11 protein-coding genes are annotated in these 16205 nt (G+C 35.7%); 6 read left to right on the top strand and 5 right to left on the bottom strand.

The window, feature by feature from the left end; translation table 11 throughout:
- Position 1 precedes the first annotated feature (1 nt).
- From BLT84_RS02350 to bglX, 4 genes are all read left to right on the top strand, one after another.
- The gene (locus BLT84_RS02350) at positions 2-1978 is read left to right on the top strand and encodes a hypothetical protein (protein ID WP_157717885.1); all 1977 of its coding nucleotides are present in this window, start codon (positions 2-4) and stop codon (positions 1976-1978) included.
- Between the two features lie 129 nt (positions 1979-2107).
- Entirely contained in the window at positions 2108-3481 is a 1374-nt protein-coding gene (locus BLT84_RS02345) for a glucoamylase family protein (protein ID WP_091262603.1), read from the top strand.
- Positions 3482-3491: 10 nt separating this feature from the next.
- Positions 3492-4199, top strand: coding sequence for a prolyl oligopeptidase family serine peptidase (locus BLT84_RS02340; protein ID WP_091262601.1), 708 nt, complete (start codon positions 3492-3494; stop codon positions 4197-4199).
- A 47-nt stretch (positions 4200-4246) separates the two neighbouring features.
- Positions 4247-6619 carry a beta-glucosidase BglX gene (gene bglX, locus BLT84_RS02335; protein WP_231929417.1) on the top strand — a complete coding sequence of 791 codons (2373 nt, stop codon included), beginning with the start codon at positions 4247-4249 and terminating at the stop codon, positions 6617-6619.
- Between the two features lie 74 nt (positions 6620-6693).
- Here the strand turns inward: bglX and BLT84_RS02330 are convergent, their stop codons facing one another.
- The 5 genes from BLT84_RS02330 to BLT84_RS02310 all read right to left on the bottom strand — a co-directional run bounded on the left by BLT84_RS02330 (position 6694) and on the right by BLT84_RS02310 (position 10725).
- Positions 6694-7473: a DUF3050 domain-containing protein gene (locus tag BLT84_RS02330; protein ID WP_091262600.1), complete on the bottom strand. Its 780-nt coding sequence runs from the start codon at positions 7471-7473 to the stop codon at positions 6694-6696.
- A 207-nt stretch (positions 7474-7680) separates the two neighbouring features.
- Positions 7681-8859, bottom strand: a complete 1179-nt coding sequence (locus BLT84_RS02325) for an acyl-CoA dehydrogenase family protein (RefSeq protein WP_034893682.1) — start codon at positions 8857-8859, stop codon at positions 7681-7683.
- Between the two features lie 58 nt (positions 8860-8917).
- Positions 8918-9583, bottom strand: coding sequence for a tRNA1(Val) (adenine(37)-N6)-methyltransferase (locus BLT84_RS02320; RefSeq protein WP_091267936.1), 666 nt, complete (start codon positions 9581-9583; stop codon positions 8918-8920).
- Between the two features lie 59 nt (positions 9584-9642).
- On the bottom strand, positions 9643-10170 hold the full coding sequence (gene rimM / locus BLT84_RS02315) for a ribosome maturation factor RimM (protein WP_034893688.1): 528 nt from the start codon (positions 10168-10170) through the stop codon (positions 9643-9645).
- Between the two features lie 15 nt (positions 10171-10185).
- On the bottom strand, positions 10186-10725 hold the full coding sequence (locus BLT84_RS02310; protein ID WP_034893691.1) for a 30S ribosomal protein S16: 540 nt from the start codon (positions 10723-10725) through the stop codon (positions 10186-10188).
- A gap of 289 nt (positions 10726-11014) precedes the next feature.
- On the opposite strand from BLT84_RS02310, the gene BLT84_RS02305 reads away from it, so the two are divergent.
- Positions 11015-11464 carry a ferritin-like domain-containing protein gene (locus tag BLT84_RS02305; RefSeq protein WP_091262598.1) on the top strand — a complete coding sequence of 150 codons (450 nt, stop codon included), beginning with the start codon at positions 11015-11017 and terminating at the stop codon, positions 11462-11464.
- Positions 11465-11698: 234 nt separating this feature from the next.
- Positions 11699-16087, top strand: a complete 4389-nt coding sequence (gene dnaE, locus BLT84_RS02300) for a DNA polymerase III subunit alpha (RefSeq protein WP_091262596.1) — start codon at positions 11699-11701, stop codon at positions 16085-16087.
- The last annotated feature ends 118 nt before the right edge of the window (positions 16088-16205 follow it).

The raw sequence follows: 16205 nt of genomic DNA, 5'->3' as shown, positions 1-16205 counted from the left end.
AATGAAAACAATTAAACTATTCCTAAGTTATATATCACTGGGATTATTAATGATGTTTTTCTCCTGTACAGAAGAAGATCAATTTTACCCATCTATAGAGTCTATTCCTTGTGAGCAAACAAATGTTGTAGAAGATCCAAATGTTATTTCAGACTTTCAATGTCAGGCAAATATAACTTTGGATGGAGTTACAGCTGTTCTTAATCCGGATGAGTCTGGCGTTAATACTAGCAGATTTGTAGGTGAATATAAAGATCCTGCAGCGCCCTGGGATGCTTTAATTGTAGACTATGGTTCTGCAATAGACCTTTCTACTTATAATACCTTCAAAATAAAGGTGAAAGCCCCGGTAGCAGGGACTTTAATAGCTAAATTAGAAGGTGGGAATTCTCCCGCTAAAGAATTAAATGTAAACATCACTAATATTTCAGGGTGGGTAGAATATTCATTTGATTTTAGCGATCAATTCAATAAAGACCATACCAAGTTAGTATTGTTCTTTAATGCAGGAGTAGATACAGATGGATCAGATGTTTATTATATAGATGATCTTAAATGGGTTGCTACAGCAGATCCTTGTGCAGGTGTTGCACCAGATCTTAGTATTGTAAACGATTTTGATTGTCAGAGAAATCAAGATGTTCCAGAAGTAGAACTTACGGCCAACCCAGCAAAATCTGATCTTAATAATAGTAAATTTGTTGGTAAATATGTAGATGAAGTTGGAGCTTGGGATGCCGTAATTATAGAGTATGGTACTTCTATAGATCTTTCTACTAACAATGTTTTCAAAATAAAAGTTTGGGCTCCGGTAGAAGGAACGTTAAAAGCTAAATTAGAAGGAGGAACTTCTGCAGGAATCGAAAAAGATGCTACTGTTACCAAAACAGAACAGTGGGTAGAATATTCTTATGATTTCAGCGATCAAGCTATGGAAGATCATACCAAAATTGTTTTATTCTTTAATGCAGGAGTAGAAACAGATGGTAAACAAGTGTATTATATAGATGATCTTAAATTTGCTGAACTTTCTGATGTTTGTAATGGAGTAACTCCAGATAGAAGTATTATTAATGATTTTAATTGTCAGCAAAACACTACAATTCCCGGATTCCTTTCAACTTCTATAGTAGAAAACCCGAAGGTGGGTGAAGGTAACCCTAGCGATATGGTTCTGGAAGTTACAGATGATGGTACGCAAGCTTATGATGCATTGATATTTGAATCTTCACAAGCATTTGATCTATCCACAAAAAATTACTTCAAGATAAAAGTTCTTGCTGAAAGAGCAGTGCCATTATTGGTTAAACTAGAAGGAGGAACTACCCCGGCAAAAGAAGTTTTTGCAGCTATAGATGTAGTAGGAGAATGGGCAGAATACACAGTAGATTTTACAGATCAGGCAGCTTCAGATCACACAAAATTAGTGCTGTTCTTTAATGGTGGGCAAAGTGATGGAACCCCAACAGATAAATATTATATAGACGATCTAAGATTTGCAGCATTCGATCCATGCGATGGAGTTGCAACAAATATGAACATCGTAAATGATTTTGAATGTCAACAGAACTATGAGATTACCTGTTGTGTAACTACAGAAATTGTAGACAATCCAAAATCGAGTGGAGCTAACACTAGTAGTAAAGTGCTTAAAGTGCTAGATAATGGTACCGAAGCTTATGATGCTTTGGTTTTTGATAGAGGAGGAGTAATAGATCTTTCTACTAAGAATACGTTGAAGATAAAAATTCTTTCTACCAGAGCCGTGCCTTTATTAACCAAGCTTGAAGGTGGAACTTCTCCTGCCAAAGAGATTTTTGCAGATATTACCGTTGTAGACAAATGGACAGAATATACTGTAGACTTTAGCAGTGAAGCTGGAGCTAATCATAAAAAATTAGTACTCTTCTTCAATGGAGGTCAATCTGATGGTACCGCAGAAGATATCTTTTATATAGATGATATCAAGTGGGAATAAGGTGAAGGCTCTAAATGGGCATTTTAATCTCAGTCTAAAAAAAATAATCTTTTTTGAATTAGTAAAATGTGTTGCACTTCCAATTTGGGAGGGCAACATGTTTTTAGCTAACGCAAACAAATCAGTTATATGAAAATTTATACCTACCTATTAATTGCATCCATCTTTTTAAACACTTCTTGTAAAAATACTGCTGAAGATCAGCAAAAATCAGAGATAGATTCCAACGATAAAACAATTCAAAAATTAGAAGGAGAAGCATTATTGGATACTGTAGAAAGTCAGACCTTAAAATATTTTTGGGACTATGCAGAGCCAAATTCAGGATTAGCTAGAGAAAGGTTTCATCCAGACGGTAATTATCCTTTAAATGATCAAAATATTATCACTACCGGTGGTTCTGGGTTTGGATTGATGGCCTTAATTGCTGGAATAGACAGAAAATTCATTCCCAGAGAAGAAGGAATAAAAAGATTAGATAAAATTGCAGATTTTCTGGCAAAAGCAGATAGATATCATGGGGCATGGTCTCATTGGATTGATGGTGAAACAGGAAAAACTCAACCTTTCGGACAAAAAGATAATGGAGGAGATCTTGTAGAAACTTCCTTTTTAGCACAAGGTTTTATCGTGATCAGAGAATATTTAAAAAATGGAACAGATCAAGAAAAAGCGGTAGCTGCAAAATATGATGAACTTTGGAAAGGGATAGATTGGAACTGGTATACTAATAATAAAGATGTATTATACTGGCACTGGTCTCCAGATTATAAATGGGAAATGAACTTTCCGTTAGAAGGTTATAATGAAACTTTGATAACTTACATCATGGCCGCAGCATCTCCAACTCATAGTATTTCTGCAGATGCTTATCATAAAGGCTGGGCAAGAAATGGAGCTATAGTTTCACATAATTCTAAATATGGATTGCCATTAATTCTAAAACATAATTATGCTGAAGAATTTGGGGGTCCCTTATTTTGGGCGCATTATTCTTACTTAGGTTTGAATCCAAAAGGACTTTCAGATGAATATGCAGATTACTGGGAGTTAAATAAAAATCATGTAATGATAGATTATTTGTACTGTGTAAAAAACCCTAATCAATTTGAAGGTTATGGTGAAAATGTTTGGGGACTTACCGCCAGTTATACAAAAGAGAAAGATGGGAGTATTGGATATACCGCTCATTCTCCTAATAATGATAGAGGAGTAATTTCTCCAACTGCAGCTATAAGTTCTATTCCATATACTCCTAAACAATCTCTAGCTGCCATGAGCTATTTCTATAATGAACTGAATGATCTTACTTGGGGACCTGCCGGATTTTATGATGCTTTTAGCTTGGTAGGAGAAGATTGGGTAGCCCCACAATATTTAGCGATAGATCAAGGGCCAATGGTGGTAATGATAGAAAATTATAGATCGGGTTTAATCTGGGATCTATTTATGGGCGCCGATGAGGTAAAGCAAGGATTAGATAAATTGGGTTTTAAATATTAATTGATATAGCATGAAAAAGTTTTTAATACTATTCTTAATAACAATGTTTCACTTTCAGGTGTTCTCACAAATTTCTGAACACTCTTTTGATGAAAAAGTTGAAGTTCCTGTAAAGTTAGATTATGTATTATATACGCCAGATGGATATAAAGATTCCAAAAAAGAGTATCCGTTAATTGTATTTCTTCATGGAGCCGGAGAGCGTGGCGAAGATCTTTCGAAAGTTTCGGTTCATGGACCTTTAAATTATATAAAAGAAGGACATAAGATTGATGCTGTAATCTTGGCTCCACAATGTCCGGAAGAAGTGTATTGGAGAGCGCATGAAGTTGCCGCTTTGGTTAAAAAAGTGATCAAGGAGAATAGAATTGATGAGAGCCGCGTGTATTTAACAGGTTTAAGTATGGGTGGATATGGAGTTTGGGCTACAGGAGGAGAATATCCTGAGCTTTTTGCTGCGATGGCTCCGGTTTGTGGTGCCATTTATAGACCTATATACAGAAACATCTCTCATATCCAAAAAATGCCGATTTGGGTGTTTCATGGTGCCTTAGATGATGTGGTTTCTCCAACCAATAGTAATGAAATGGTTAAGACGTTAAAAGAGGCTGGTAATGATGTAAAGTACACAGTATATCCATTAGCCAATCACAATAGTTGGACAGAAACTTATAACAATCCTGCATTATACGAGTGGTTATTAGCTCAGAAAAAATAGAATAAATGTCAAGATCTATAGGCTAGATCGAAAAAAAATAGAAGAAGATGGAAATGATTAATACCCTATATAAACCCACTACACTTGCAAAGAAATTAATTGTTTTGGCAATTTGTGGATGTTCTTTTGCCATGAATGCTCAAGAAAAAAAACTAAATAGCAAAAAGCCAACCATAGACTACTCGGCGTATAAAGCTGATAAAGTTGAAATGAACAGAAAGATAGATTCCCTGATCTCTGTAATGACTTTAACAGAGAAACTTGGACAGTTAAATCTACCTTCTTCTGGCGATTTTACTACAGGGCAGGCTAAAAGTACAGATGTCGCCAAGAAGATTGAAGAGGGAAAGATTGGTGGTTTATTCAATATTAAAACAGTTGAAAAGATAAGAGAAGTTCAAAAGATAGCTGTAGAAAAAAGTCGATTAAAGATTCCTTTGATCTTTGGGATGGACGTGATTCACGGGTATGAAACCACCTTTCCAATTCCTTTAGGCTTGTCTACCTCTTGGGATATGGCATTGATAGAGAAAACTGCACAAATGGCTGCCATGGAAGCGAGTGCAGATGGGATTAACTGGACATTTTCTCCAATGGTAGATGTTTCAAGAGATCCACGCTGGGGGAGAGTTTCAGAAGGGAATGGGGAAGATGCTTATTTAGGTGGAGAAATTGCAAAAGCAATGGTACGTGGGTATCAGCAAGATGATCTTAGTAAAAGCAATACCATTCTTGCTTGTGTTAAACACTTTGCTTTGTATGGCGCATCAGAGGCAGGGAGAGATTATAATACAGTAGATATGAGCAGAATTCGTATGTATAACGATTATCTGCCTCCTTATAAAGCGGCGATAGAAGCTGGGGTAGGTACTGTGATGGCTTCTTTTAATGAAGTAGATGGAATTCCTGCCACAGGTAATAAATGGTTGTTAACAGACTTGCTAAGAGATCAATGGGATTTTGACGGATTTGTGGTGACAGATTACACCGGTATTAATGAAATGATAGCGCATGGAATGGGTGATCTTCAAACAGTTGCTGCTTTAGCATTAAATGCAGGAGTAGATATGGATATGGTGGGAGAAGGATTTGTTTCAACATTAGAAAAATCGCTTTCAGAAGATAAAGTTTCAGAAGAAAGCATAGATACGGCGGTTCGAAGAATTTTAGAAGCGAAGTTCCAATTAGGACTTTTTGAAGATCCTTATAGATATACAGATAAAGAACGAGCAGATTCTGAAATCTTCACTAGCGTAAATAGAATATTTGCCAGAGAAGTAGCCTCTCAATCTATGGTATTACTTAAAAATGAAAATAATGTTCTTCCAATTAAAAGATCAGGAACTATTGCGGTTGTTGGTCCGTTGGCTAATGCCAGCAATAATATGGCCGGAACTTGGAGCGTAGCTACTCCTCAAGATAAATCTGTTTCTGTATTGGATGGAATTAAATCTGCGGTTGGAAATTCTGCTAAAGTACTTTATGCTAAGGGGAGTAATTTGTCTTACGATAAAGAATTTGAAGCACGAGGAACTGCTTTTGGAAAAGACATTCCAAGAGATGGTAGGTCTGATGAAGAGATGTTAAAAGAAGCGGTATCCATTGCTTCAAAATCTGATGTTATTGTCGCTGCAATTGGTGAAGCCGCAGAAATGAGCGGAGAAAGCAGTAGTCGTACCGATATTTCTATTCCTAAGGCACAAAGAGATCTGTTACAAGCCTTGGTGAAAACAGGAAAACCTGTAGTGTTGGTGCTTTTTAACGGACGTCCGTTGGTGCTAACAGAAGAAGATAAAACAGTACCTGCAATTTTAGATGTATGGTTTGCAGGGAGCGAAACAGGAGATGCACTGGCAGATGTTTTGTTTGGTGACGTTAATCCATCGGCAAAGATCACAGCAACTTTTCCAAGAAATGTAGGTCAGATCCCTATTTATTATAATCATAAAAATACCGGGAGACCTCTAGAAAATAAAGAAGGGGAATTCGTAAAATTTCGATCTAACTATCTAGATGTTCGAAATGAACCTTTATACCCATTTGGGTATGGTTTAAGTTATACCACCTTTAGCTATAAGAATTTGAGTCTGAGTACGGAGCAACTTGCGGAGAATGAGACCTTAAAGATTAGCGTAGATATTACCAATTCTGGTAATTATGATGGAAAAGAGGTTGTGCAGTTATATGTAAGAGATCTTGTTGGCTCTGTTACTAGACCGGTTAAAGAATTAAAAGGTTTTCAGAAGATATTTCTCAAAAAAGGAGAAATGAAAACTGTAACATTTGAGCTTAGTGTTGAAGATTTAAAATTTTATAATTCCAGTTTAGAACATGTTTATGAACTAGGAGATTTTGAAGTTTTTGTTGGAACTAATTCTGCAGACGATTCTTTAAGAACATCTTTTGAATTAGTGAAGTAATAAATTAATTTGTTTTAATAATAAAAGGGCAGAAAATCTATTTTCCTGCCCTTTCTTATGATTATGATTATTCTCTAATGAGTTGCTATAGTTTCTGAAATTTCACTTTCTATTCCGTCCCAAAGTTCGATTCTGTGTTCCAGACTTTTTTTAGAAATATCCATCACTTCTTGCCATTTTTCAGGATCGTTATTGCAAAGTTCCTCTATCATTTTAAAAGCCATTGGCCCATGTTCATCGGCGTCTAGTTCTATATGTCTATCAAAATAATACTTAAAGAGCTTAAGATCTTCTTCCGGAAAATTCTGTTGTACACTTTTAATAATGGAAGTGAACATATCTGGAATTAGTCCTTCTCTTCCAAAGGTGAAAGCTGCAGCAATTTTATGTGGTTTTCCTTCCGCAATAGTTTCAAAAGTAAATTTCAAAAATTGTTTAATACTAAGAGGAAGATCGCTTACCGCGATAATCAGGAAAATATCTGTACCATGAGTTACCTGAAATAAAAGATCTTCAATCTTTTTTCTGCTGGCGCCACTTCTTTCCATCGCTTCCAAATACATCTCAAAATGACTTTGATGATTGCCATCTATATTCACATCAGTCTCTTCTGCAAGAACTATTTCGTTTATGAGGTATCTTATTTCAGGATTACCAACCGGTACCCAGGGAGTAGATGTTTTAGTTAGTTTTTCCTGCAACGATTTTAAAAGAGACATGAAATCCCAGACTGCAAACACATGGTGTTCCATGAAACATCGTAAATGCTCCGGTCTGGTGATCTTATTATATAATGGATGATTTAATAATTGTGCTGTATGTGGCTTTAAAGCCGTATTTATATCCTGAATCATTTTCTTTCTTTAGAGTATGCAAAAGTAATTAGCAGCTTATTACTTTTAAAATGATTAACTGTGTTTTTATTCGTTTTTAACGCTTGTTGTAGCTCTCTTTTAAATAGTATAGAAACAAGAGCGTAATGCGATTTAATATTGAGATATGAAAAAAGGGTAAGTCATTATGTATAGACTTACCCTTTAGTATTTAAGTTTTAATATTTCTTAATTGAAAGCAGATATCCCGGTAATATCCATTCCTGTAATAAGTAAATGAATATCATGTGTACCTTCATAGGTTATTACACTTTCTAAATTCATCATATGTCTCATTATGCTGTATTCTCCAGTAATACCCATTGCTCCAAGTACCTGTCTGGCTTCTCTTGCAACATTTAATGCCATAGCTACATTATTCCTTTTAGCCATAGAGATCTGAGCTGAGGTAGCTTTACCTTCATTTTTAAGAACACCTAATCTCCATGCTAAGAGTTGAGCTTTTGTGATCTCTGTGATCATTTCAGCCAATTTCTTCTGTTGTAATTGAAATCCGGCAATTGGTTTTCCAAACTGCATTCTTTCTTTAGAATATCTCAGCGCTGTATCATAACAATCCATTGCAGCTCCAATTGCTCCCCAAGAGATTCCATATCTAGCGGAATCTAAACATCCTAGCGGAGCTCCCAATCCACTTTTATTTGGCAAAAGGTTTTCTTTTGGAACTTTTACGTTATCAAAAATAAGTTCTCCGGTTGCACTTGCTCGAAGCGACCATTTATTGTGGGTTTCTGGTGTAGAAAAACCTTCCATTCCGCGTTCTACAATTAATCCGTGAATTCTACCATCTTCATTCTTAGCCCATACCACAGCGATGTCTGCAAAAGGCGAATTTGAGATCCATAATTTTGCACCATTTAATAAATAGTGGTCTCCTTTGTCTTTAAAATTAGTAACTAGTCCTCCTGGATTAGATCCATGATCTGGTTCCGTAAGACCAAAACTTCCCATAAATTCTCCAGATGCCAGCTTAGGAAGAAATTTCTTCTTTTGCTCTTCACTTCCATAGGCATAGATTGGATACATCACCAAAGAAGATTGTACAGAAGCCGTAGATCTCACGCCACTATCTCCACGTTCAATTTCTTGCATTATAAGTCCGTAAGAGATCTGGTCTAAACCAGCTCCGCCGTATTCTTCTGGGATGTAAGGTCCAAATGCGCCAATATTGGCAAGACCTTTTATAATAGATTTTGGAAATTTTGCTTCTTGAGCAGCTTGTTCAATAATAGGAGAAACATCTCTTTTTACCCATTCACGAGCAGCATCACGAACCATTTTATGTTCGTCTGTAAGTAGATCGTCAATATTGTAGTAATCAGGAGCTTGAAATAAGTCGGCTTTCATTTATCGTGGGTTTGTACACAAAAATAGCCAACCCAAGAATAGCAAACAATTTAAAAGCTTATAATTTTAAGTAGAAAGGTTCTACCATTTTATGATATTCTTTAGTATAATGATGTCTGCTTTCCTCTAAAATCAATATATCTTGTATAGTTTCTTTCTGCTGAAAGCTCAATAAGATCAAACTTCTTTTAATTTCAGAAGTAGGAGTGCCTTTCACTCGGGTGATCTTTGAGGGGTATAAATTGCAAACTTTAGCAAACTCTAAGATCTTGCTTTCTTCATCTGCAGGCACTATCAGGCTTAATTTTCCTTCTTCAGAAAGTAACTTTGACGCTCCAGAAATTAATTCTTCAAAAGGCAAAGCATCTTGAAATCTTGCAATTTCTCTAGAAGAGGTCTTTTTATCAGAAAGATTAGAATTATAAAAAGGGGGGTTACTTACAATTAGGTCATATTTTTCATCCTGCATCTCCTCTACAAATTCATCAAAGCCTGCATGATAACAATATAATCTATCTCCCCAGGGGCTATTTTCAAAATTTTCTACCGCCTGTTCATAAGCATTTTCATCTATTTCAAGAGCATCTATTAAATCTGCATAACTTCTTTGCGCAAGCATCAATGAAATTAATCCAGTTCCTGTTCCAATATCAAGTATAGAAAATACATTTTTATCTACAGGAGTCCAAGCACCTAAAAGAACACCATCTGTACCAATTTTCATGGCGCATCTGTCTTGAGAAATACTAAATTCTTTAAATTTAAAAGGAGCTTCCAAGCTAATTAATCTAAGTAAAGATCTATTAGACCTTCAGGAGTTTTTAAGAATATGATCTTATTCTTTTTATCTAACTTTTCTATGAATTCCTCGTTCATAGGGATAAGAACTTCTTTACCGTCTTTTTCGATCTCAAATAAAGATTGGGCAGTGCTATCGTTTATAGAAACAATTTTTCCAACGGTACCATATTCTATATCCTCAACGGTAAATCCAATAATTTCATGAAAGTAGAATTTATCGCCGTCTAGTTCTGGAAGAAGGGTGAGAGGAAGGTAGAGATCACATTTCATTAGATCTTCAGCATCTTCTTCGGTATTTACATCTTCAAATTTAGCGCGAAGCAAATCGCTTTTGTGGAGAGAGCTTCTTTCAATAAAAAATGGAACCAGATTATCGTTGTAATCAACGAATACTGATTCCATTTCTGTGTAAGCTTCGGGTTCATCGGTATCAAGTTTAATTAATACCTCCCCTTTGAAACTAAATTTACTAACGATCTTTCCTAAATAGAAACATTCTTCTTTAAGCATCGCTAGTTAATTAAATTAAGCTTCTTTGTTTTCTTCAGTAGAAGCATCTTCTGTAGTTGCTTCAGCATCATTAGCAGCAGCTTCTTCAGCAGTTGCGGCATCTGCAGCTTCTTTAGCAGCAGCTTCGCGCTTAGCATTTACTTCTTTTTCAGCTTCTAGAGCTTTTTGCTTTGCAGCTTCTTGCTCTTTAGATAAAGATTCTTTTTTATTAGAAACTTTTCCTTCTTTTTCATCTAACCAAGCTTGGAATTTTTCATCTGCTTGCTCTTCAGTAATTGCTCCTTTTCTAACTCCACCAGCAAGGTGGTTCTTAAGAAGAGCTCCTTTATAAGAAAGGATAGCACGGGCAGTATCTGTTGGTTGTGCACCGTTCTGTAACCATTTTACCGCTTCATTAACATCTAATTCGATAGTCGCAGGGTTGGTATTTGGATTGTAGATCCCTAATTTTTCAAGGTATTTACCATCTCTTTTCGCTCTAGCATCAGCAGCGATAATCCAGTAAAAAGGTTTTCCTTTTTTACCGTGTCTTTGTAATCTTATTTTTACAGGCATAAAAATTAATTTGTGAGGTTCTCGACCTCCATTATTAATGAGTCTGCAAAGATACTATATTTATTTATTCAGAACATAATTTTCTGAACTAAAGATACCTGTGTCTATTTAAATAGGCTGCTGTGCTTTTTAAAAGAGGGTTCTTGGCAGCAATTTAAGAGAAATTAAAATATTTTATTTCAGATTGTTAATTCCAGTTAAACAGTGCTAAACCTTGTTAAAAACCTGGATATACGAAGCTTAGAGTGTAATTTTGAAGAAGAAAAAATGTTTAATAAAAAATAAAGTTATGAAGTATTCTGAAGATGTTGCTAATAAATTAAATAGTCTGCTAGAAAAAAATTATGATTCTGAAAAAGGATATCAAATGGCAGCAGAGAACGTAAAAAATCCTCAGTTAAAAGAATTTTTTAACCAACGTGCTAAAGAAAGATATGATTTTGGACATGAATTAAAATCTGAGATCAAAAGTTTTGGACAAGAGCCGGACAAAGGAACTAGTTTGAAAGGAGATATTCACAGAGGATGGATGGATATTAAAACATCATTATCATCAGATAACGAAGAAGCAGTTTTAGAAGAAGCTATTAGAGGAGAGAAAGCTGCGGTAGAAGAATATAATGAAGTGTTGAAAAGTGAAGAAATTCCATCATCAACAGGGAATGTTTTAATGAAACAACGTAATTCTATTACAGATGCATTAAATAAAGTAAAGTCTTTAGAGCAGTGGAAAGATTAATTTCCGTTAAATAAAATTGTTAGTTAGAGTTAGCCAGAAAACTCTTAGAAAAGTGCAGTAACACTGTGTTTTTCTAAGAGTTTTTTATTTTTGGGAAATTTGGTTAATAAATTGAAAGTTGGACGACTAGAGGAAGATGAATTTTTTCTTATTTTTAAATCTGATTAGTTTTACTTCATGGTTTTTTGTTGATTTCTGATAATCAATGCATAACCTCCAAATATCCCTTATAGAATGTACCTTATTTTTGATACCGAAACCACCGGATTACCTAAACGCTGGGATGCTCCATTAACCGATTTTGACAATTGGCCTCGATGTATTCAAATTGCATGGCAGCTGCATGACGAAATGGGAAATCTTATAGAAAGTCAGGATTATCTTGTAAAACCTGAAGGTTTTAATATTCCCTTTGATGCGGAAAAAATTCATGGAATTTCTACAGAATTAGCGCAGGAGGAAGGGATTTCTTTACAAGAGGTATTAGAAAAATTCAACATTGCACTGCAAAAAACCAAATTTGTAGTTGGACAGAATGTAGGTTTCGACCTTAATATTATGGGAGCCGAATTTCTACGAGAGGGAATGGAAAATTCTCTTCAAGATTTTCCGGTGTTGGATACGTGTACAGAAAAAACTGCAGAGCTATGTAAGTTACCGGGAGGTAGATATGGTAGATTTAAATTACCTACCCTTACAGAACTACACGAAGAGTTATTTTCTGAACCTTTTGCAGAAGCTCACAACGCAACGGCAGATGTAGAAGCAACTACGCGTTGTTTTTTGGAATTGATCAGAAAAGAAATTTATACCAAAGAAGAGCTGGATGTACCTGTAGATTATTTTCAGAATTTTTCTGAAAGCAATCCTCAGCCTATACAGCTTATCGGTTTAAAACACATCAACCTTAAAAAGGCTTCTGCTAAAATTAGAGAACGACTCCAAAAGGTAAATGGGGTTGATGAAATTTCTACAGAAGAGATACAGGAAAATTTAGAAAAGCTAGATGAAGTACGATTTTCTCACCTCCATAACCATTCTCAGTTCTCGATCTTACAATCTACGATAAGCATTCCTAATCTTGTAAAAGCTGCAGGAGAAGAAAATATGCCTGCTGTTGCAATGACAGATCATGGGAATATGATGGGTGCTTTCCACTTCGTAAAAGAAGTAGGGAATTACAATAAAGCTGTAAGAGCAGAAAATGAAGCTGCATTAGCAAATAATGAACCTGCAGACGCAAAGGAGTTAAAAGCAGTTCTTGGCTGTGAATTCTTTGTTTGTGAAGATCATAAAGATAAAACCAGAAAAGACAACGGGTATCAAATTGTAATTCTTGCCAAAAATAAGAAAGGTTATCACAACCTTGCAAAAATGGCGTCTGCTGCTTATATAGATGGGTTTTACTATGTGCCTAGAATAGATAAAGAAGTAATAAAAAGATATAAAGAAGATCTCATTGTACTTACTGGAAATCTTAATGGAGAAGTTCCAGGAAAGATTTTAAATGTTGGAGAAAATCAGGCAGAAGAAGCTTTGATATGGTGGAAGGAAACTTTTGGTGAAGACCTTTATATAGAATTGATGCGTCATGATCTAGAAGAAGAGAATCGTGTAAATCAAGTCTTGCTTCAATTTTCCAAGAAGCATAATGTTAAAATAGTAGCTACCAATAATACTTATTATAGAGCACAGGCAGATGCTAATGCTCATGATATTTTGTTGTGTGTAAAAGACGGAGAAAAGCAAGCTACTCCTATAGGTAGAGGTAGAGGCTATAGGTATGGTCTTCCTAATAATGAGTTCTATTTCAAATCTGATCTGGAAATGAAATCATTATTTAAAGATCTACCACAAGCGATCTCTAACATTCAAGAGGTGGTAGACAAAATTGAGCCTTTTGAGTTAGCGAGAGATGTACTTTTACCTGCCTTTGATATTCCAGAGCGATTTATTGTTGCGGAAGATGCAGTAGATGATGGAAAAAGAGGGGAAAATGCCTATTTAAAACACCTCACTTATGAAGGTGCAAAAGGGAGATATGGTGAAATTACTGAAGATATTAAGACCAGATTGGATTTTGAATTGTCTGTAATTGAAAAAACCGGATATCCTGGATACTTCTTGATTGTTGAAGATTTTATTAGAGCGGCTCGACAAATGGATGTTTCTGTTGGTCCCGGTAGGGGTTCTGCAGCGGGTAGTGCTGTTGCTTACTGTTTAGCAATTACCAATATAGATCCAATTAAATACGATCTGCTTTTTGAGAGATTCTTAAATCCGGATCGTGTAAGTATGCCCGATATAGATATTGACTTTGATGATGAAGGTCGTAGTCGGGTAATGGATTATGTGATTAAGAAATATGGTGCAAATCAGGTGGCACAGATTATTACGTATGGTACCATGGCAGCTAAATCTTCTATTAGAGATACTGCTCGGGTATTAGATCTTCCATTGAACGAGGCAGATCGAATTTCTAAGCTTATCCCAAACATGTCTAAGCTTGGAAAGATCTTTGGAGTAGATGAAAAAGAATTAAAAAAGAAATTTAGAAGTGAAGATCTGGATAAAGTACGAGAGCTTTTAAATATAGCCGATGGTGATGATCTTGAGGCACAAACCTTAAATCAGGCCAGAATTTTAGAAGGTTCTGTAAGAAATACGGGAATACACGCATGTGGAGTTATTATTACTCCTAGTGATATTACCAATTTCGTTCCTGTATCTGTAGCTAAAGATTCAGATCTTTATGTTACGCAATTTGATAACTCTGTAGTAGAAAGTGCAGGGCTATTAAAAATGGACTTCTTGGGGTTGAAAACATTAACCCTTATCAAAGACACTGTCAAAATTGTAAAAGGAAGACATAATATAGATCTAGATCCCGATAACTTTCCGCTAGATGATGAGAAAACCTATGAGCTTTTCCAACGTGGAGAAACGGTAGGGATCTTTCAATATGAATCTCCTGGAATGCAAAAGCACATGCAGGCATTAAAACCAACGGTTTTTGATGACCTTATTGCCATGAATGCGTTGTACAGACCGGGGCCAATGGAATATATTCCAAGCTTTATTGCTAGAAAACATGGAGATGAAGAGATAGCGTATGATCTTGAAGATATGGAGGGATATCTTAAGGAAACTTATGGTATTACAGTATATCAGGAGCAAGTGATGTTGCTTTCTCAAAAGTTAGCAGGCTTTACAAAAGGTGAGGCAGATATGTTGAGAAAGGCGATGGGTAAGAAATTAGTTGATTTGTTGGCTACTCTTAAGCCTAAGTTCTTAGATGGAGGAGAGGCAAAAGGGCATCCAAGAGAGATTCTAGAGAAGATATGGAAAGATTGGGAAGCTTTTGCATCTTACGCTTTTAACAAATCTCACTCTACATGTTATGCTTGGATAGCATACCAAACAGCTTATTTAAAAGCGCATTATCCTGCAGAATACATGGCAGCAGTACTTTCTAATAATATGAATGATATTAAGCAGGTTACCTTCTTTATGGAAGAATGTAAGCGGATGAAATTGAAAGTTCTTGGGCCAGATGTGAATGAATCTTACTACAAATTCTCGGTAAATAAGGAGTATGCGGTGAGATTTGGGATGGGCGCAATTAAAGGGGTTGGTTCTGGAGCAGTGGCTACCATTGTAGAGAATAGAAAAACAGAGTCCGGACCCTACAAGTCTATTTTTGATATGGCCAAGAGAATAGATCTGCGTTCAGCAAATAAAAAAGCTTTTGAAAGTTTAGCATTGGCTGGGGGATTTGATGGTTTTGGGAATCATCGTGCTCAGTATTTCCATGATGAGGGAGATGGAATTACCTTTTTGGAGAAGGTAATAAAGTATGCTGCAAAATTTCAGGAAAGTGAAAATTCTTCTCAGGTAAGCTTATTTGGTGAGGCCAGTGATGTTCAAATACCAGAGCCAGTGGTTCCGCCATGTGAAGAATGGGGTACCATGGGAAAATTGAAGCGAGAAAAAGATGTGGTCGGAATTTATATTTCCGGACATCCTCTAGACGATTTTAAAGCAGAGATCCATTATTTCTGCAATGCGCAGGTTTCAGACTTTAAAGATCTTTCTACCTATGTAAACAGAGAATTGGCATTTGGAGGAGTGGTTTCAGATGTGCAACATAGAACCTCAAAAATGGGGAAAGGATGGGCAGCTTTTACAATAGAAGACTATTTAGACTCTTATGAATTCAGAATATTTGGAGAAGAATATTTGAGATTTCAGCATTTCTTAGTCCCAAATGGTTTTGTCTATGTAAAGGCTTTTGTGAAGGAAGGTTGGACCAATAAAGATACCGGCGCTAAAAGTGAACCTAGACTTCAGTTTAATAACTTTCAATTGCTGCATGATGTAATGGATATCTATGCTAGAAAACTAACTATTCAGCTAGACATTAATCATATCAAAGAAGAACAAATTGAAAACCTAAAAGAGATTATTAGAGCTCATAGGGGAGATCATAGCCTTAATTTTATAGTGTATGAAATGAAGGAAATGGTGAAGGTTGATATGACTAGTAGAAAGCAAAAAGTAAAGATTTCTCAAGAATTGCTTGACGCTTTGGAAGGAGAGCAAGTAATGTATAAATTGAATTAGAAAAATAAAATCGTCTTAATTTTAAAGAAATTGTACATTCAAGCTGTTTGTAGAAAATACAGTGCGTCTTAATTTGAATGGTCTTTATAAGATAGGGGCTTACAATGCGAGCATAATT

It is taken from the genome of Gillisia sp. Hel1_33_143, from assembly GCF_900104765.1.
GTDB lineage: Bacteria > Bacteroidota > Bacteroidia > Flavobacteriales > Flavobacteriaceae > Gillisia.
Note: the sequence above shows the minus strand (reverse complement) of the source record. Positions and strands in the feature narration are given on the sequence as shown.